The sequence below is a fragment of the Neisseria zalophi genome, from assembly GCF_008807015.1.
Classification (GTDB): Bacteria; Pseudomonadota; Gammaproteobacteria; order Burkholderiales; family Neisseriaceae; genus Neisseria; species Neisseria zalophi.
Genome location: NZ_CP031700.1, coordinates 971747 through 991156 on the forward strand (window position 1 = coordinate 971747; position 19410 = coordinate 991156).

At 44.9% G+C, this 19410-nt stretch carries 17 protein-coding genes; 5 read left to right on the plus strand and 12 right to left on the minus strand.

Features of this window, described 5'->3' with window-relative positions; translation table 11 throughout:
• Positions 1–70: 70 nt before the first annotated feature.
• Both D0T92_RS04440 and D0T92_RS04445 read left to right on the plus strand, forming a co-directional pair.
• Positions 71–781: an AzlC family ABC transporter permease gene (locus tag D0T92_RS04440; protein WP_151050596.1), complete on the plus strand. Its 711-nt coding sequence runs from the start codon at positions 71–73 to the stop codon at positions 779–781.
• The gene (locus tag D0T92_RS04445; RefSeq protein ID WP_151050598.1) at positions 778–1077 is read left to right on the plus strand and encodes an AzlD family protein; all 300 of its coding nucleotides are present in this window, start codon (positions 778–780) and stop codon (positions 1075–1077) included. Before D0T92_RS04440 ends, D0T92_RS04445 begins: the two co-directional genes overlap by 4 nt.
• A gap of 60 nt (positions 1078–1137) precedes the next feature.
• On the opposite strand, the gene D0T92_RS04450 is transcribed toward D0T92_RS04445, so the two are convergent.
• The gene (locus tag D0T92_RS04450; RefSeq protein WP_151050600.1) at positions 1138–1626 is read right to left on the minus strand and encodes a DUF456 domain-containing protein; all 489 of its coding nucleotides are present in this window, start codon (positions 1624–1626) and stop codon (positions 1138–1140) included.
• Positions 1627–1903: 277 nt separating this feature from the next.
• On the opposite strand from D0T92_RS04450, the gene rep reads away from it, so the two are divergent.
• Positions 1904–3916, plus strand: a complete 2013-nt coding sequence (rep, locus tag D0T92_RS04455) for a DNA helicase Rep (protein WP_151050602.1) — start codon at positions 1904–1906, stop codon at positions 3914–3916.
• A gap of 66 nt (positions 3917–3982) precedes the next feature.
• Here rep and recA read toward each other — a convergent pair whose 3' ends face one another.
• Complete coding sequence (gene recA / locus D0T92_RS04460; RefSeq protein ID WP_151050604.1) at positions 3983–5029, minus strand: recombinase RecA; 1047 nt, start codon at positions 5027–5029, stop codon at positions 3983–3985.
• 381 nt (positions 5030–5410) lie between these two features.
• Between recA and D0T92_RS04465 the strand changes: the two genes are divergently transcribed.
• Together D0T92_RS04465 and D0T92_RS04470 are read left to right on the plus strand one after the other, a co-directional pair.
• Positions 5411–6022: a TetR/AcrR family transcriptional regulator gene (locus tag D0T92_RS04465; RefSeq protein WP_151050606.1), complete on the plus strand. Its 612-nt coding sequence runs from the start codon at positions 5411–5413 to the stop codon at positions 6020–6022.
• 301 nt (positions 6023–6323) lie between these two features.
• On the plus strand, positions 6324–7985 hold the full coding sequence (locus D0T92_RS04470; RefSeq protein WP_151050608.1) for an alpha-keto acid decarboxylase family protein: 1662 nt from the start codon (positions 6324–6326) through the stop codon (positions 7983–7985).
• A gap of 224 nt (positions 7986–8209) precedes the next feature.
• Here the strand turns inward: D0T92_RS04470 and D0T92_RS04475 are convergent, their stop codons facing one another.
• The 10 genes from D0T92_RS04475 to D0T92_RS04520 all read right to left on the minus strand — a co-directional run bounded on the left by D0T92_RS04475 (position 8210) and on the right by D0T92_RS04520 (position 19260).
• Positions 8210–10246, minus strand: coding sequence for an OPT family oligopeptide transporter (locus D0T92_RS04475; RefSeq protein ID WP_151050610.1), 2037 nt, complete (start codon positions 10244–10246; stop codon positions 8210–8212).
• A gap of 862 nt (positions 10247–11108) precedes the next feature.
• Positions 11109–11792 carry a pseudouridine synthase gene (locus D0T92_RS04480; protein ID WP_151050612.1) on the minus strand — a complete coding sequence of 228 codons (684 nt, stop codon included), beginning with the start codon at positions 11790–11792 and terminating at the stop codon, positions 11109–11111.
• Between the two features lie 215 nt (positions 11793–12007).
• Positions 12008–12277, minus strand: a complete 270-nt coding sequence (gene rpsO, locus D0T92_RS04485) for a 30S ribosomal protein S15 (RefSeq protein ID WP_151050614.1) — start codon at positions 12275–12277, stop codon at positions 12008–12010.
• A gap of 248 nt (positions 12278–12525) precedes the next feature.
• Positions 12526–13767, minus strand: coding sequence for an aromatic amino acid transporter (locus D0T92_RS04490; protein WP_151050616.1), 1242 nt, complete (start codon positions 13765–13767; stop codon positions 12526–12528).
• Positions 13768–14078: 311 nt separating this feature from the next.
• Positions 14079–14465 carry a hypothetical protein gene (locus tag D0T92_RS04495; RefSeq protein ID WP_151050618.1) on the minus strand — a complete coding sequence of 129 codons (387 nt, stop codon included), beginning with the start codon at positions 14463–14465 and terminating at the stop codon, positions 14079–14081.
• A gap of 207 nt (positions 14466–14672) precedes the next feature.
• Positions 14673–15548 (minus strand): DUF1853 family protein, encoded by an 876-nt coding sequence (locus D0T92_RS04500; RefSeq protein ID WP_151050621.1) that lies wholly within the window; start codon positions 15546–15548, stop codon positions 14673–14675.
• A gap of 78 nt (positions 15549–15626) precedes the next feature.
• A complete protein-coding gene (locus D0T92_RS04505) occupies positions 15627–16205 on the minus strand; it encodes a PH domain-containing protein (RefSeq protein ID WP_225315143.1) in 579 nt (192 codons plus the stop codon).
• A 143-nt stretch (positions 16206–16348) separates the two neighbouring features.
• On the minus strand, positions 16349–17482 hold the full coding sequence (locus tag D0T92_RS04510) for a M14 family metallopeptidase (RefSeq protein WP_151050623.1): 1134 nt from the start codon (positions 17480–17482) through the stop codon (positions 16349–16351).
• A gap of 155 nt (positions 17483–17637) precedes the next feature.
• A complete protein-coding gene (locus D0T92_RS04515) occupies positions 17638–18690 on the minus strand; it encodes an NADP(H)-dependent aldo-keto reductase (RefSeq protein WP_151050625.1) in 1053 nt (350 codons plus the stop codon).
• 33 nt (positions 18691–18723) lie between these two features.
• Positions 18724–19260: a glutathione peroxidase gene (locus D0T92_RS04520; protein ID WP_151050627.1), complete on the minus strand. Its 537-nt coding sequence runs from the start codon at positions 19258–19260 to the stop codon at positions 18724–18726.
• Positions 19261–19410: the final 150 nt, after the last annotated feature.

Consider the following 19410-nt stretch of genomic DNA (forward strand, 5'->3'; position numbering starts at 1 on the left):
TATAGGCCGTCTGAAAATATTTCAGACGGCCTTATTATCATGTTGTTCTTTATTTTTCCGAGTATTGATTATGAATGTTTCCGATTCCCCTGTGGCGGAGTTTAAGCGCGGTATAAAAGAATGCCTGCCTGTTACCATCGGATTATTGCCGTTTGCTTTAATTTTGGGCGTACAGGGCAGTCAGCAGGGAATAAGCTGGCTGGAAATGATGCTGATGACGGGATTGAATTTTGCCGGCGGATCGGAATTTGCCGCCGTCGGTTTGTGGGCGGATCCGTTGCCGGTGCTGTTGATTATTGCGGTAACGCTCATGATTAATACCCGCCATATTCTGATGGGGGCGGCCTTAACGCCTTATTTAAAAGGACTGCCGCTGAAGAAAGTTTTGCCGGCCTTGTTTTTTATGACCGATGAAAGCTGGGCGTTGAGTTTGGCCGATATCAATAAGCGTAAAAAATCGGGGGAGCAGCCGTTTAGTTTGGCTTATTACATAGGCGTGAGCCTAACGGTTTATTTTGTCTGGTTTCCGTTTGCCGGCATTGGTGCGGCGGTGGGGCCGCAATTCGGCGATGTGGCGGCATGGGGCTTCGGCATGGCGTTTCCGGCGGTGTTTTTGGTGTTGCTGCGCAGTTTGTGGAAAGGTTTTTCTGCTGCCTTGCCGTGGCTGGTGAGTTTTCTTACCGCGATTGTGGTGTATGTGAATATAGACGGGGCTTGGTATGTGCCCGCAGGTGCACTGGCGGGGCTGTTGGCAACCTATATTCAGGTGGGTAAATCATGATTTCATGGGCTTCGCTGCTCACGATTTTGGGCATGATGGCGGTGACCTACTTCACCCGTTTAATCGGCTTTTTTGCCTTGCGCAACCGAACCTTAAGCAAGCGTGCGGCAGCGGTTGCTGATGCGGCGCCGGGTTGTGTATTGATTGCCGTGATTGCACCGTATTTTGTGTCCGACAAACCGAGTGAGTTGATTGCGCTGGCGTTAACAGTTTTTGCTGCCAGCCGCTGGGGGATGCTGCCGACGGTATTGGTCGGTGTGGTTTCGGCGGGTGTGTTGGGGCACTTAATGAAATAAAGTATGTTATAGCCAAAGGCCGTCTGAAAATTTTTCAGACGGCCTTTGGCTATATTGATATTAAAACAGGCTGATAATACCCAATACGATAAGTGTCATCAAAATAGTGAGTGCACAGCCAACCTTAGCGATAACGCCGATAATAAAGCCGATAAACGTACCAATGCTGACTTTGCCCGCCGACCATAAATCTTTGCGCGCCCAAAATTCACCAATGCCTGCACCAAGCAAGGGGCCTAATAACAGGCCGGGCAGTGAAAAAAATGCCCCGATAATACCGCCGATGAGCGCACCCCAGATGGCTGTTTTGCTGGCACCGGTAAATTTGGCCCCCAGCATCCCCGCCACATAATCGGTTGCTGTGCCTAGTATGGTGACGACGGCGAGAAAAATCAGCGTATTGGTGCCGATAATATGATAGCCGTCCGCATAGGCCAGCAGCCATGCCCCGCCAAACATCAAACCCAAGCCGGGAATGGCGGGATAAATTGTACCAAGCAGGCCGACGATGAGGGCAATCAGGCCGAGTGCAACCAGAATAGCAGTCATTTAATATCCTTTGGAAATAGTAGGCCGTCTGAATGCCGATTGTTTTCAGACGGCCTTAACAGTATGGGGAAACCGCAGCATATATCCGTTTATGAATACGGTATAGCACGCCGCAAAGCCCGTATTTTAACCCGAAGCCTTGCGCTTAAGTAGCGCCGCTGTGCAAAAATAAATAAAGCCAATCGGGAAAACCTATGCTCAGCGTTTGCTATGGCAGTGGGGCAGAGTGCAAAATGTTATAATCAAGTCCGCATTTTTTCAGACGGCCTTATTCTTCATGAAACTCAATCCGCAACAACAGCAAGCCGTGCAATATCTCGGCGGTCCTTTGCTGGTTTTAGCCGGTGCCGGCAGCGGCAAAACCGGTGTGATTACGCAGAAAATCAAATATTTGATTACCAGCGTCGGCTATCCTGCCCATCAAATCGCCGCCATCACTTTTACCAATAAAGCCGCCAAAGAAATGCAGGAGCGGGTGGGGAAAATGTTGCCGAAAAACCAGACCCGCGGCTTGACTATCTGTACCTTTCACTCGCTCGGTATGCGGATTTTGCGTGAAGAAGCGGCCAATATCGGCTACAAAAAAAACTTTTCCATTCTCGATAGCACCGATAGCGCCAAAATTATCAGCGAGCTGTTGGGCAGTGCGGGCAAAGAAGCCGTTTATAAAGCCCGCCATCAGATTTCTTTGTGGAAAAACGATTTGCAAACCCCCGAAGAAGCTTTTCAGACGGCCGAAAATGAATGGGAAAGCCAAACAGCCAAACTATATGCCGGTTATCAGGCGACTTTGGAAAGTTATCAGGCGGTGGATTTCGACGATTTAATCCGCCTGCCGGCCGTTTTATTGCAGCAAAACAGCGATATCCGCCATAAGTGGCAGTTGCGGCTGCGCTATCTGTTGGTGGATGAGTGCCAAGATACCAATGCCTGCCAATATACGTTGATGAAGCTGTTAACCGGGGCAGAGGGCATGTTTACCGCCGTGGGCGACGACGACCAATCTATTTACGCTTGGCGCGGTGCCGATATTGAAAACCTGCGCCGTATGCAGGAAGACTATCCGCAAATGAAGGTGATTAAGTTGGAGCAGAATTATCGTTCCACGGCGCGGATTTTAAAAGTGGCCAATAAGGTGATTGAAAACAACCCCAAATTGTTTAAAAAAACCTTGTGGTCGCAATTCGGCATGGGCGAGCACGTTAAAGTAGTGGCGTGTCAGCATGAGCAGCATGAAGCCGAATGGGTGGTCAGTCAGATTGTGAAACAAAAGCTGGTAGGCGGCGATAAAACCAAATATGCCGATTTTGCCGTGCTTTACCGTGGCAATCATCAGGCGCGGATTTTTGAAGAAGTGCTACGCAGTGCGCGCATTCCCTACCAGCTTTCAGGCGGCCAGAGTTTTTTCGATAAGGCGGAAATCAAAGACGTTTTGGCCTATATCCGTTTATTGGCCAATCCTAACGACGACCCTGCTTTTTTACGCGCAGTAACCACACCCAAGCGCGGTATCGGCGAGGTGACGCTGGGTAAACTGAACGCCTATGCTCATGATCACGAATGCAGCCTCTATGAAGCAGCTTTAAAACCGGAAGCCTTATCGACACTCAACACGCAAAACCGCGAACATTTGCAGCAGTTTATGGCATTGATGGAGCAATACCGCGCCCGTGCCGAACGTGATGAGGCTGGTGTATTGGTGAACGATTTGCTTAGCGATATTGCCTATGAAGCCCATTTGCTCAACAGCGAAGAGGGCAAGGCAGGCGAAATCAAATGGCGCAATGTAACCGACTTAACCGACTGGTTGGCGCGCAAAGGCAGTCAAGACGATAAAAATATTATTGAAATCGCCCAAACCATTGCCTTGATGACCTTATTGGAAGGAAAAAACGAAGACGAAGTAGATGCGGTGAAACTCTCTACACTACATGCTTCCAAAGGGCTGGAATATCCTTATGTGTTTTTAGTCGGTTGCGAAGAAGGGATGTTGCCGCATGCCGACAGTATCGAAGAATCCAATGTAGAGGAAGAGCGGCGTTTGATGTATGTCGGCATTACCCGCGCCAAACGTCAATTAACGCTGACCCACTGTGTGAAAAGAAAACGGCAGGGCACTTGGCAGTTTCCCGATCCCAGCCGCTTTATCGACGAAATGCCGCAAGACGATTTGAAGATTTTAGGTAGAAAAGGCGGCGAACCGATTGTGAGCAAAGAAGAGGGTAAAAGCAATCTGGCCGGTTTGAGGGCAATGTTGGCTTCAAAAGCGAAAAGCAGCCAAACGCCGTAATAGGCATATAAACAGAGGCCGTCTGAAAAGTTTTCAGACGGCCTCTGTTTATATATGGAAAATCTTTTATTCTTCAGGCTGTTCGCCGTCGGTATCGTCTAGCGTACCTTCGGTGATTTGAACATTGATGCCTGCTTTGGCACGGATTTTCGCATCGATTTCATTGGCAATTTCGGGGTTTTCTTTCAGCCATACGCGCACATTGTCTTTGCCTTGGCCGATTTTGGCGCCATTATAGCTATACCAAGCACCTGATTTTTCAACGATATCGAATTTAACGCCTAAATCAATCAGTTCGCCTTCCCAGCTCACACCTTCACCGTAGAGGATATCAAATTCGGCTTGGCGGAACGGTGGCGCCACTTTGTTTTTAATCACTTTGACTTTGGTTTCATTACCTAAAACATCATCGCCTTTTTTAATCGCACCGGTGCGGCGGATATCCAAGCGGACGGAAGCATAGAATTTCAAGGCATTACCGCCGGTTGTGGTTTCGGGGCTGCCGAACATCACGCCGATTTTCATACGGATTTGGTTAATGAAAATCACCAGTGTGTTGGTTTTTTTGATATGGCCGGTGAGTTTGCGCAAGGCTTGGCTCATCAGGCGCGCTTGCAGGCCGACATGGCTATCACCCATTTCGCCTTCGATTTCGGCTTTCGGCACCAGTGCAGCCACGGAATCGACCACAACCATATCCACGCCGCCGGAACGAACCAACATATCGCAAATTTCCAGTGCTTGCTCACCGGTATCGGGTTGGGAAACCAGTAAATCTTCTACTTTCACGCCCAATTTACGGGCATAAATAGGATCGAAGGCATTTTCGGCATCGATAAAGGCACAAGTACCGCCGTTTTTCTGGCATTGGGCAACGGCTTCCAAACATAAAGTGGTTTTACCTGAAGATTCGGGGCCGAAAATTTCAACCACGCGGCCGCGCGGTAAACCACCGACACCGAGTGCCAAATCCAAACCGAGCGAACCGGTGGAAATCACTTCTAAATTTTCATCTTTATGGCTGCCGTCCATTTTCATAATGGAGCCTTTGCCAAAGTTTTTTTCAATTTGTGCAAGTGCTGCTGCTAATGCTTTGCTTTTTTCGTCTGACATGAATGTTCCTGTGTGGAATATTAAGGGTTTAGATAAAGATTATCGCATAATTTGCCGTATTCCGAAAAAGTTTTCATCGGTTGGAAAACAGTTTGAACCTGCCTATTGGCTAGGAATATCTGATGAGGCCGTCTGAAATTTAGTGCCATTTAAAAACAGACTGACGAAGGAGGGTAGATAACGAAAGGAATATAGCTGGTTATACTTGCCGAATATGGAAGCTTATGTTGGGTTGTGTGCTAGAATATTTCAAGCATTAGCTTGTCAGTATGATTGGCTTAGATTGCGGATAGTAGCCAAATCAGTCTCATCGAAATATCGGCTCTTTTTTATAGAAAATTATCATATATAAATAAGATTGGCCGGAAGAAAGTATTAAAAATGAGTGAAGTTCAATTGCCGGAAAAAACATATTCGGATACTAAAACACATATTTTAGATGTCGGTTATCAATTAATTGCCCGCAAGGGTTTTACCGCGGTTGGTTTGAAGGAAATACTGGATACCGCAGGTATACCGAAAGGCTCTTTTTATCATTATTTCGAGTCAAAAGAAGCTTTTGGTGAGGAAATAATCGAATATTATTTGTTTAATCATCAAAAACATATTGATACTATTTCCAAAAAACAGATTACTACCCGACAAAAACTTTATGAATATTTCCAATATTGGTATGACTCTCAGAAAAATGTATCTTCGCGAGAAAAATGTTTAATTGTTAAATTGAGCGGTGAAGTAGCAGACAGTTCGGATGTGATGCGGAAGGCTTTGGCGAAAACATATCAAGTCATTATCGATTGGCTCTGTGAACAAATTAAAGCAGGCTGGGAAGATGGCTCGCTAACGCCTAAAACCGACATTTCGGCAGAAAGCCTTGCCAGTCGTTGGTACTACACTTGGTTAGGAGCAAGTTTGGTCACCAAGATTAGCCAATCAGATAATCCGCTTTCGGAAGTATGGCAGATGATGTTATCCGAACTAGGGTATGATTGAATTCTGATAGTGAAATAGTGGTGGATAAGTCAATAAACTTCACAATCAAAAATATGATATGAGGCTTGGATCTGTTTCATATCAGCAACTTTTGTATAGTGATTACAAAAAATTTCAATAGTTTTTTTCTGTATATTCGGTTCCCATTTTATTAAATTTTTGTTTTATAAATAATGATATATTTAATTTAATATGGATTAATAAATATTATAGACGACCGGTCTATTTTGGTGTAATGTTTAACCTCATTCATCAATATCTATTTCAATATGTGTCATACATCAAAATAGGAGACAGCAATATGGAAAATAAAACATACACCATTGCAGACTATTTATTCGATCGCGTAGCGGAAGCTGGGGCAACCGAGATTTTTGGTGTGCCCGGGGATTACAACCTTCCCTTTCTAGATAATATCCTTGATTCGGATAAATTACGTTGGGTGGGCAATACCAATGAGCTGAATGCGGGTTATGCTGCCGATGGTTATGCTCGCGAGCGTAGATTTGCGGCCATGGTTACCACTTTTGGTGTGGGGGAATTGTCGGCCATTAATGCTACGGCCGGTTCTTTTGCGGAGTATGCACCTGTTTTGCATATTGTCGGCGCACCCAATACAAAACTACAAGACGGAAAATATATTATTCACCATAGTTTGGGTGACGGTATGTTCAACCATTTTATGAAAATGGTAGAGCCTGTGAGCGTTGCACAAGCAAATATTACACCGGAGAATGCGGCATCGGAAATCGACCGAGTGATTCGTATGATTATGAAGAAACAACGCCCGGGTTATTTATTACTGTCTCCCGATGTAGCTAAAATGGCGATTTATCCGCCAACCACCAGACTTACCGATTTTGAAGAAGATATTACCAGTCAAGTGGCTTTGGCGGATTTCAAACAAACCCTCAGCCAATTTATCGAAGGTAAAACGACTGCCTTAATTGCAGATTTAATGGTACACCGTTTGGGTTTGCAATCTCAGTTGAAAGCGCTGGTTGCTGATACGGATATTCCTTATGCCACTTTAACGTGGGGCAAAACATTATTAAATGAAAACAATAAACGTTGGGCCGGGGTGTATGTCGGTAATGTTTCACATCCTGTGGTGAAGGATGCCGTTGAAAACAGCGAGTGTTTGATTAAATTGGGTGTTGCATTCACAGACACCACATCTGCTGGGTTTTCTCAACGTATTGATAAAGAAAAAGCCGTCGATATTCAAGAAGAACGGGTAACGTTGGCCGGCAAAACTTTTGCTCCGATTGCGATGAAAGACGCATTAAAAGCATTACATGAAGTGCTGGTTTCAGGTATTAATATTGTTCCCAAACCGCTTATTGGAGAAGTTAGCGAATATCAGCAAGAGGGCGGAGAGGATGCTGCGCTATTACAACAAGATATATGGCATATTATTGCTGAAAATTTAGATAGTAACAGTGTAATTTTTGCCGAACAGGGCACGTCTTATTTCGGTATTACCGATGTTCGTTTAAAAGAAGGTACAACATTTTATGGGCAACCATTGTGGGGTTCTATCGGTTACACTCTGCCGGCAAGTTTAGGAGCAGGTATTGCTTCGCCACATAAACGTGCAGTACTGTTAATCGGTGACGGTTCGGCATTATTAACCGTACAAGATTTGGCCGTTATGATTCGTGAAAAACTGAATCCGATTATTATTTTAATTAATAATGATGGTTATACTGTTGAAAGAGTAATTCATGGCGAAACGGCTTTATATAACGACATTCCTAAATGTGATTGGCAGGTAATGCCGAGGGCGTTTGGTGCGAATGAAGATAACAGTTTAATAGTGAAAGTGAATACTCCTGCAACACTGAAATCGGCATTAACTGCGGCAAGGGAAGCCGAAGATAAAATGGTCTTTATCGAAGTGATGATGGATACACTGGATGTGCCACCTTTGTTGGCAGAGGTTGCAAAAATATTGAAATAATATAAATTTGATTGCTTGAAAGAGCAATCAAGGGTTCTTCCCCGTATAAGGCTTACCAAATTGGTAAGCCTTTTTATATATTTTTAGATGGTTAAGCCATTTATTTTTTTATAAAAAATAAAGTTTGTGCTAAATAGTAAGGGGATTCAACATGACTTGAAATCCCCTGTTCGGTATAAACTTATCTACTGTTTAAGGTAGTCCGATATTCTGCTGTTATACAGTTAACGTATAGAAGCCAATACCCGTTTCGCCACAATCAGCATGCCGACAATAAATACCGCCAAGCCTAACCATGAAGCGGTGGTATGCCAGTTTTCCAAATTGAGTGCCAGTGGCGCATCAGAACCGCCGCTGGTAACGGAGGCGGCAATAATAAACGCCATAATCACACCAATCAGGCTCTCGCCGACAATCAAACCGGCAGCAAGCAGCGTACCTGTGCGGTCGGCTTGTTTCAGACGGCGTTCGGTATCCGAAGGGTAGCGTTTGCGTACGATAGATTTTAAAACAGCCGCTAAAACCGCTCCAATAATAATCGGCATATTAATGGAAGGAGGCAGATAGATACCCATACCCACTGCCAAAACAGGCAGGCTGAATTTGGATGCCGAACTTTTCTTCAACAGCCAATCTACAATAATCAATGCAATGCCGATAGCCACACCAGTGAAGATATAAGTCCATTGCAGATTATGTGCAAAAATACCTTGTGCGATTGTGGTCATCAGTGTGGCTTGCGGTGCGGCCAGTGCTTGAGCGGCATCCATACCTTCGCGTGGCATAGCACCGGTGAAACCATAAGCCTGATAAAGAATTTCCAATACAGGTGCAATCACAACGGCACCGACCACACAACCGATAATCAGTGCAACCTGTTGCCGCCACGGTGTTGCATGAACCAAATAACCGGTTTTCAAATCTTGCAGGTTGTCATTGGAAATAGACGCTACCGAAATAACGGCAGAACCGCAGAATAGCGCCAATGCCAGCATAAACTGGCGGCTGCCTTCATCGGCAAACAAGCCGGAAGATTCGCCAATTAGCAGTAATACAATGGAAATGGTTAGAATAGACACAATGCCGATACCTGAAATCGGGCTGGAGGAAGAACCCACTAAACCGGCCATATAACCGCAGGCAGCAGCCACCAAAAAGCCGATAATGGAAGTTAGTAAAGTACAGACAATTACCAACAACCAAGCCAATCCAGAGGAAATGCCGGCATTTTCAATAAAATGATAAAACGAAAACGCCAAAATCAGCATCATACCCAAAACCCACAGAATCATGGATTTGGGTGAAAGGTCTTGTTCGACACGGTGTTCGGAAGCTTCAGCTTTGCCGCTAAACGTTTGGAAAGAGAGGCGCATCCCTTCCATCATCGGTTTAAAGAGCAAAATAAGCGTCCATACAGCGGCGATACCAATGGTACCTGCACCGATAAAGCGTACTTTCGTTTGCCAAAGATCCATGGCATAGGCCACCATTTCCATATCGGCCGGTTGGGGCGCAGTAGCGGAAAAGTAGGGTACTGCTACACCCCATGCAATAAAAATACCGATCAAAATAGCAATACCGCCTGTTAATCCGACCAGATAGCCCGCACCGAGTAGAGCCAGTGAAAAGCCCATCGGTAATTGGAAGATGGCATTGCCGGATTTAAACCAATAACTCGCACTATCGGCGATCACGCGTAAACCGTTACTGAAAAAACTCATTAAGCCGGCGAGAATACCGCCTGCGGCAATTTCTTTAATACCGCTTTCATGATTACCAATGGTTTCATCATCATGCTCGCCGCTACCGACTTTTAAAATTTCTGCCGCAGCCACCCCTTCCGGGTAGGGCAAATCACTTTTCACCACCATCGCATAGCGTAGGGGGATAGTAAAAATCACCCCTAGAATACCGCCGGCCATGCACAGCAGCGTTGTTTGCCAAAACGGGAATCCGCTCCAATAGCCCGCCATTAATAAACCGGGTAAAACAAAAATAATGGTAGAAAGCGTACCCGCCGCAGAAGCTTGGGTTTGCACCATATTGTTTTCCAGAATATTGCTGTCTTTGGCAAATTTCAAAACTGCCATGGAAATCACGGCAGCAGGAATGGAAGAGGCAAAAGTCAGACCGACTTTTAAACCGAGATAAACATTGGATGCCGTGAAAATAACGGTAATCAACGCACCCAAAATCATACCGCGTAAGGTTAATTCACGGTATCCGGCATAAGGATCATGATGTTTTGATGTTATCGACATATTTTTCTCCGTTTGGCAAAATTGAATATTATTGTGTGAAACGAAGGATATCAAGATGATTTTAAGTTGAATAAGCAGTTTTATTTTTTGATGGAGGTCATTATTAACTATTTATATAGAATATTTTCTGATATATTTGCTATCTTGCTGGTTGTTTATATCGAAATGAAAATAGTGTTTTTATTTTATAGGTCTTGATTGAAGTGCTTTGTATAAATATTTTTTAAAGAAAATTAATGATTTTGAATAACTGGTAGATTGATGTATTGGCTATACATCGGTCTTGTTCAGTTGATTATTTGTTATTTTGTAAATAATTTTATTTTAATTAAAAGGCCGTCTGAAAAATACAATGGATGAGAAGCTCTAATTGTATTTATAAGTAAATTTTATTTGACATTGTCATTTTATCTATTATTACTTTTATAGATATTACTATCAGTTTTTTATAAGATTAATGTGAAAAAAGTTTATAAGGCTGTATTAAAGATAATAAAAATGAAGACAATATTAGCTTGTTTGTAATAACAAATATAAGTATGACGATAAAATATATAAAACTTATGATAATATTTTATTATAAATAATAAATATGTTTAATATATATTGAATAATTAATTTTTTATAAACAAAAAAAACCATCTACACTAAGGGGAAAAGTATAGATGGCCAAACACATTACGGGGAAAACGTCTTACTCACTTACTTACTCCTTTCGGAGCAAGTGTTACTCAGACACAAGAATTATATATTAGTTCATAAGTTTTTGTATTAATTTTTGTAAACATAATAATTTTTTTTATATTTTATTGTTTTAAAAAATAAAAATAATACATTTTGATTTATTTTTTCTGTATTATCTTTACATATCTATAAACTTCCAACCACCTTCCGGAATATTTTCTATATGCCATTCACCAAAATGGCTGCGATGTAGGTATTCCACACGGTTTCCGGCTGCGGCAATCATACGTTTTACTTGATGATATTTTCCTTCGGTTATCGTCAGTATCAGTATGTGTGGTGATTCTAGTACAGCATCGGCAGCGGCAATGGTTTCGTTTTCATCATGGAGCAACACCCCTTGTTTTAATTGGTTGCATAAGGTTTCATCGGCTGGGTGTTTTAAGGTTACCCGATAGACTTTGGGGACTTTGTGTTTGGGAGAGGTTTGCTTATGGTTAAAGCGGCCGTCGTTGGTAATCAGCAGAACACCGGTTGTATCGGCATCCAAACGGCCGACTGCCTGCATATCGATATTGCGCATATTGGCGGGAAACAAACTGAATATGCTGGGGTAGTGTTGAGGCTTGTGCGAAGTTTCATAGCCTGTGGGTTTATTGAGCAGGATATAAAAATAGGGCAGCGGGATAACGGTAAACGATTTGCCGTCTACTTCAAGCGTTTTGACCTCATCGGGGCTGATTGTATCGCGTGCTTGGGCGCGTACTTCGCCATTAATGGCGATACAGCCGTTTTCAATGAGCCATAGGCATTCTTTGCGGCTGCCTAATCCTTGCGCTTGTAGGTATTTAAAGAGTTGCATAATGGAGATATGGTTTTCAGACGGCCTTTAAGCCATCATACGGTGATGGAAAGCTGATGATTGTACCGTATTGTCGAGTATTATCGGGAATCGTATTAAAGAAGCATGGCAATCATTATATTGATAGTGGGTGAGACAGGGTTGCGTGTTGGCAAGCCAAACAAAAACGCTGCTTTATATAAAGCAGCGTTTTAAAGCAACTTAAAACAGCAAGATTATTTACGCAGACCCAAGCGGGTAATCAGATTGCGATAAGTATCAGGCTGAGTGCGGCGCAAGTAGGCCAGCAAACGGCGGCGTTGGCTCACCATTTTCAACAAGCCGCGACGGCTGTGGTGATCTTTAGGGTTGGCTTTGAAGTGGGGGGTCAAATCGTTGATGCGGAAAGTCAACAAAGCAACTTGTACTTCAGAAGAGCCGGTATCGCCTTCTTTGCGTTGGAAATCTTTAACGATTTCGGCTTTTTGTTCTACGCTTAATGCCATAATGGATAACTCCGAAAAAATAAAGAACCTTGCGGTTCGGACAAGTTTGCCAAGCCTTAACCTGTACAAACTCCTGAAATCCGTTGGTAACGGAATGGGCGATTATGCCATAAACGGCCGCCGTTTGCACGATTTTTGCCGTGCTTGCCGGTGTTGTTGTGGTATAGCCGCTGATTCTATTGTAAGATTTTGAATAGCTGTTAGATTTTCTAACTTCCTAAGGCCGTCTGAAAGATTTCAGACGGCTTTCAACCTTTAAATACCGGCACGATTTCGAGTTGGCTGAATATTTGTGCGGCAATATTAATCATGCCGAACGCAAACACCCATACGATTAACCACAGGCCACCATAAACGCGGTAGCCCTCGTTGTCCGGAAATTTTTTGCGTGCTTTAAACAGCAGCATGGCCGGAATCAATGCCGTCCAAACCGTAGCCGCCAGTCCGACATAGCCGATAACGGTTACGAATCCTGTGGGGAAAAGCAGGCAGCAGATTAAAGGCGGTAGAAAAGTGAGCGCGGCGGTTTTTGTGCGCCCTGCCGTGCTGTCGTCCCATTTGAAGAGATCGGCCAGATAATCGAATAAGCCTAAAGTAACCCCTAAAAACGAAGTGGCAATCGCCATATAGGCAAAGAACGACAAAACGGTATTCATGCTGCCGGTAGGCACATATTTAGATAGCGTATCAATCAACACCGATACCTGTCCGCCTGCTTCAATTACAGGGGCGAAGCTGCTGCGCGGCAGGTTGCCCTGAATAGCCAATTGCCACACGATATAAATAGTTAGGGCAATCAGTGTGCCGAGTTGCAGAGCGCGGGCGACTTTTCGGGCATTGCCGTTAAAATATTTCAACAGGCTGGAAACATTGCCGTGAAAGCCGAATGAAGCAAGGCAGACGGGTAGGGCGGATGCGGTATAAATCCAGTATTGCGTACCGGCTTGGGCTTGGCTGTCGAATAAAACGGGCAGTTTCACTTCGGATAATAATCCGCCGGTTGCCCAGAAAAAAGCAATGACCATGCCGCCGATTAAAATACTGGTGAGCCGGTCGACCAGATAAGTTGATGCCCAAACGCAGAACGCCAGCACGGTAAAAAAGATTAACTGCCCCGCAGGCAGTCCGACTTGGCCGTTCAGCAGGTTGCCCAAGCCTTGTGCCGTTAAATCGCCGCCGACAAAAATATAAGCATAAGTGAGCAGATAGAGCACGAAAGCGACGGCAATGCCATTGATAATATTCCAGCTTTTGCCGAGTAAGTCTTTCACCATCGTGTCGAAACTGGCACCGTGCGGATAATGGGTATTCACCTCCAGTAGCATCAAACCGCTGGATAACATAGAAAACCAAGTATAGAGGAGTACAACCAGCGAGCCGGTAAACCATATGCCTGAAGTGGCGGTAGGATTGGCAAACATACCGGCACCGATAACGGTTCCGGCGATAATCAATGCGCCACCGATAAGTGACGGATTTTGGGCAGACATATATTTCCTTTATCCTAACAGCTAGTGTTTGTTTTTGTTTTGCCGCGAAATAATTAAAAGCAGTTTGAACTGTAAGAAAAACGGGCAGATAGAAAAGTGTGTATTATGCCTGAATGATTGTTTGAAATGCAGAGGAAATTGATGATTGTCTGATAAAAAATATGAATATCATCATAGTAAATAATGACATGTATTGTTAAAAATGGGTTACATGGGCGTTTTGAATATTAAGGCATATTGTAATGATGCGGTGATATGATAATTTTTAAGGTAGATAAACATTCAGACGGCCTTGAGGCCGTCTGAAAAATTTACCAACAGTAGTAGCAGTAGCGTCTATGGAAGGGATAATAAAAGTCGTCCCAATCGTGGTAATAGCGCATACGCTCAAGCCGTTGTTGGGCAATATGGTTTTGCCATGCTAATTTGTAACAGGCTTGGAAGAGCGGATCGGATATTTTATCGACATAGCGTGCACGAAATTCTTTTTGCTCTTTTTCGCTTCGTGGCCGGTTGCTAAATTGTTCGCGCATCAGGTTTGCAGCGTCTCTGTCGCATTGGGCGGCAAGAGAAACTTGCAAGTCTTGCTCATATCGTATGCGGGCAGCTTCACGGGCGGCTTTTTGTTCGGGCGTAATGGCACAGGCGGCAAGTGATAAGGCGGCAGATAAAATAACGGTTGTTTGAATGATATTCATCTTGCACTCCTTGTTGATAAAGGTTATCGATCTCTATTGGTTAATGTACGCCTTTTTATAACGAATTGCACGGCTGCCTACTTTAAAATTTATGTAAAGAGTGTTATGAAATATAAATTTTATAGACAGTTGATAACCATCACGAATTCGGCCGGTGTGCGATAGAAAATTTTCCTGCATGGATACTGTTTTCAGACGGCCTGAGCTTTATGATACATCGGTATCCGTCTTCATAATGCGTTGGCTCTCATGCCAGTAGCCGTCCGGCCGTTGTGTCAATACTGCAACGATACCGCTTTTTACCGCACAGATTTCGGCCTGCCCGACAGTATCCTGACTGCGTACTCTGGCCGGCGCGAGCAGGTTCATACGTGGGAAAACATAATATCGGTGCTCGTGGCCGTCTGAAAATATATCGTCTGTCCAGTGTTCCACATACTGGCCGTGCCAGCCGTAGGCGTTTAACGGTTCGGTTGGTACGGGTTGTGCTTTGGCGGAAAAGCCGACGCCGCGTACAATCGAAGCGGTTTTCATTTTTTGCGGATCTACACGCAGGCCGGATAAGATTTTTCTGCCGGATTCGCTATTGAGCAAACCCAATTGGTGTTTTAGCTTGGCTGCTTTTTGTAGCAGGCTGTCGTTCGGATTGAGTCCTACCATTTCAGACGGCCTGCCGGAAAGGCAGCCGTAATATTTGCAGGTAAGTTCGAGATGATAAGGTTCGCCATTGAATAAGGCGATAAAGTCGGCCTCGCCTTCGGTTTGCCCTTCGGCATTTTTTAAAACAACATTGTGGCCGAGTAATTCGGTGTGCGGTGCGTTTTCTAGCCAAAATGCCAATAAATGTTCCGCATAAAATCCCAAACGTCCGGCAAACGGTTGTTTGTTGTTCACCGATTGTTGCAGTTGTTCGGGATAGTCGTTTAAATCCAGCAGATAGCGAAAGCCCGTTTCCCCCAATAAAGCGCGTACCGATAATTCGAAACCGCTGTGCCATAGCGGCGGGGCGGTCAGAATAGCGGCCAAATCGCGTACATAAGGATCGGTCAGCCGCCACCATAAGGCATCAAGGGCGTAATTCATAGTTGTTTTATTTCTTTGATAGTAAGTCATTCTTTATAGCATCATGCCGCATCTTAGATGCGGCATGATGATTCTATACTATGCTTTATAGCGTGTGTTATAACCGGGGTTTTCTGCTGGGCGGAATTCATTGGGGAAGGTACGGTCGCTACTGATATCTACAGCCATATCTTTAATTCTCTTATACAAATCATATGGATTTTCTACACCCATTAACTTATATCCGGATACCGATATTGTGCCGCGTTGCATCATGTTTTCCAAAAAGCCGACATTAACCGAAAGATCTTTAACTTCCGGCCATTCTATACTTTTTATATCGTTGCCTACTAAGCCTGAAGTGAGATAAATACGTCGGTCGGTTAGTGCGTAAATTACTCTATACCAGTTAAAAAAACGGTAAATAAGTGAGAATATTGCATACCACACCGGAGCAAGATGAATCAGCATAAATAGGTTGATAGGGAAAATGGGGTCTTGATGAATGGCAGTACCAAAGCTGTTAAAAGCACGAAAAAACTGCCAATCAAAAAGACCCCATAATATGGCAAAAACGTAGAACAAAGGTCTTGTACCGATGGTATAGAGCAAATGGCTGGGTTTCCCTTGCCAAATAATGGTTTCCCTACTATCCAATAAAGCATTTAATGGCGTCATTACTGTCTCCATTACGATTAAAGTCGTTATAAACTTTTGTATGGATGGTAATTGAGTTATACACAAATACCATTGTTGCACTACAAGGATGGATTATACCGTTTCTCTTTAATATCTTTTTTTAAGATTATTTGGCTGTACCGTTAGGCGCGTAAATCGGGCAATACGTTTAAGATGGCCGATAAAATGGATTCGCCCAAACGCAAAGAACGTTGGCCGTTCCAGCCGAAGTCACTATCGGGCAGGTTGTCGTTGTCTTTAAACGGCATTTCCAACGTATAGGCCAAACAGCGGAAATGTTCGCCGACCCAAGCGGTGGCCATGCTCAGATTGGCTTCGCCGGGTTTGTCTTTATCGTAGCCGTGAACATCTTGAAAATCGGGGCTGGCGGCGAGAAAAGCGGTTTTGAATTGTGTTTCTAACGCGGCCATACGTTCGTTATAAGAGGGTACACCTTCGGTGCCGGCGGCAAACACAAAAGGAATGGCTTCGTCGCCGTGGATATCGAGAAATAAATCCACGCCGGTTTCCTGCATTTTTTCACGCACATAATATACTTCGGGGCTGCGTTCTACTGTCGGTTCCAGCCATTCGCGGTTGAGGTTGGCGCCGGCGGCATTGGTGCGCAGATTGCCTAATACCGCGCCGTCGGGATTCATATTGGGGACGATATAAAAGGTTGCGCCGTCTAATAATGCGCGGGCGGTCGGGTCTTGCGGGTCGAGCAGGCGGCCGAGCAAGCCTTCGATAAACCATTCGGCCATGGTTTCGCCGGGGTGTTGGCGGGCGATAATCCAAACTTTAAGGTCACTGGCCACTTGATTGCCGATGGTCAGCAGATTGATGTCGCGGCCTTGAACGGTGCTGCCCAAGTCGTCAATCTGGCATAAACCGCTGCCTTGGGCGTCGCCGAGCAGGTTTAAATGTTGTTCGTGGGAATAGGGTTCGAAATAGGCATAATAAACACTATTGGCCAATGGGGTGTGATCAATGGTGAACACGCCGTTTTCATAACGGGATGGCACACGGAACCAGTTTTGACGATCGTAAGAAGCAACGGCCTGATAATCTTCCCAACCGGCGGGGTAGGCCGATGAAGCGGCGTTTTCAAAATGCATCACACAATTTTGATAGGCGGCGCCCTGTAAACGGAAATAAAACCATTGGGCAAAATCGGAGGCATTGTCGGGGCGGAGTTTCAGGCGGATATTGGCCGGATTGCTTAAATCGGTAACGATAACGGAACCGGCATCAAATTGGGTCGTGATTTTCATGATGTATTGTCCTATTCAGACTTTGAGTAAGCACCTTTTAATATTGTAAACGGTTTGGCTGCATGTGTCTTTACCGGCGGGTCATTCGGCTATATAAAATAAGGCCGTCTGAAAGCAGGTAAGGCTTTTCAGACGGCCGGAATATTAACAGTGGTCGCTTAAGGGCAGGGATTCATAATTTCTTCATGTACCGCATTAATGGCGGCAACCACTTCGTCTTTTAATACCAAATCGGCGGAAGCAATATTTTCACGCAACTGTTCCATTGTGGTCGCGCCGATAATATTGCTGGCTACAAAAGAACGGTTGCTCACAAAAGCAAGCGACATTTGGGCTAGGCTTAATCCGTATCGTTCGGCAATTTCGGCATAACGATCGACAGCGGTAAACGCCAGCGGCTTGTTATAACGTTGGAAACGTTTGTATAAGGTGAGGCGGGCTTTTTCGGGCATGGCGCCGTTGCGGTATTTACCGGTGAGCATACCGAATGCCAGCGGCGAATAAGCCAATAGCGGCACCTGTTCGCGTAGGGAAATCTCACTCATACCGGTTTCGTAGCTGCGGTTGAGTAGGTTATAAGGGTTTTGTATGGTCGCCACTCTCGGCAATTCGTTATTGCGTTCATATTCGTTTAAATAGCGCATCGTACCCCACGGGGTTTCGTTCGACAGCCCGAACGCTCTGATTTTTCCTTGTCGAACCAATAGCGATAAAGCATCCAACACTTCGTCAAACGGCGTAAATTGCTCGGTATCGGGCAGTGCGGAAACACCGGATTTACCGAAAAAATTAACTTGGCGTTCCGGCCAGTGAAGCTGATACAAATCCAGATAATCGGTGTTCAAACGCTTCAGGCTCGCTTCGCATGCTTCGATAATCTGCGCGCGTGAAAAATCATTGCCGTTTCTAATATAGCTGGGCGCATTATTCGAACGCATCGGCCCCGCGATTTTACTGGCCAACACAAAATCATCGCGCTTGCCGCGCCGTTTGATCCAATTGCCGATATATTGCTCGGTGCGGGTATAGGTTTCCTTGCTCGGCGGCACCGGATACATTTCGGCCGTGTCGATAAAATTCACACCGTTGGCCAATGCATAGTCTAATTGCTCGTGCGCTTCGGCTTCCGTATTCTGTTCGCCCCAAGTCATCGTGCCCAAGCATATTTTCGTTACCTGAATACCGGTTCTGCCCAGTTCGCGTTTTTCCATTTTATTCCTTTCCCAATCGTATCCGTTTACCATTCAAAGCAATTCGCGGATAGCCTTTTCAATAGCAAGCGGTGCAATCGACGGCGCAAAACGTGCCGTCACCAACCCCTCGCGGTTAACCAAAAACTTGGTGAAATTCCATTGAATATCACCGTGTGCCCGTTTGCTGCCCAAAGAGGCCAGCTTTAACAGCCCGTCCGTTATCAGGCGGCCGCCTTCGTCTTTCGGCTGTTGCGTTTTCAAATAAACATAAAGCGGATGGGCATCGGCACCGTTGACGTCGATTTTTTCAAACGTTGTAAATTGTGTGCCGAAACGGGTTTCGCATATTTGCGCGATTTCACTGCCGCTTTCCGGCGCCTGCCCACGGAATTGGTTGCACGGAAAATCCAAGATTTCAAAACCTTCGGCGGCATAGCGGCTGTATAAAGTTTGTAATTCCCGATATTGCGGTGTGAAACCGCAGTGCGTAGCCGTATTCACAATCAATACGACCTTGCCCGCATAATCCGACAACGGAATATCCGCACCTTGTGTATTTTTAACCGTAAAGCCGTAAATATTGTTCATTAACCATTCCTTTTTAGGCATCGCAAACGTTGCCATTGTAGCGCAAATTAATTTAGGCGATATGGTAAGCGGCCAGCTGATATTTGTATTAAAGGCCGTCTGAAGTTTATCTTTCAGACGGCCTTTAATCATATCAACACATGCTTGCTG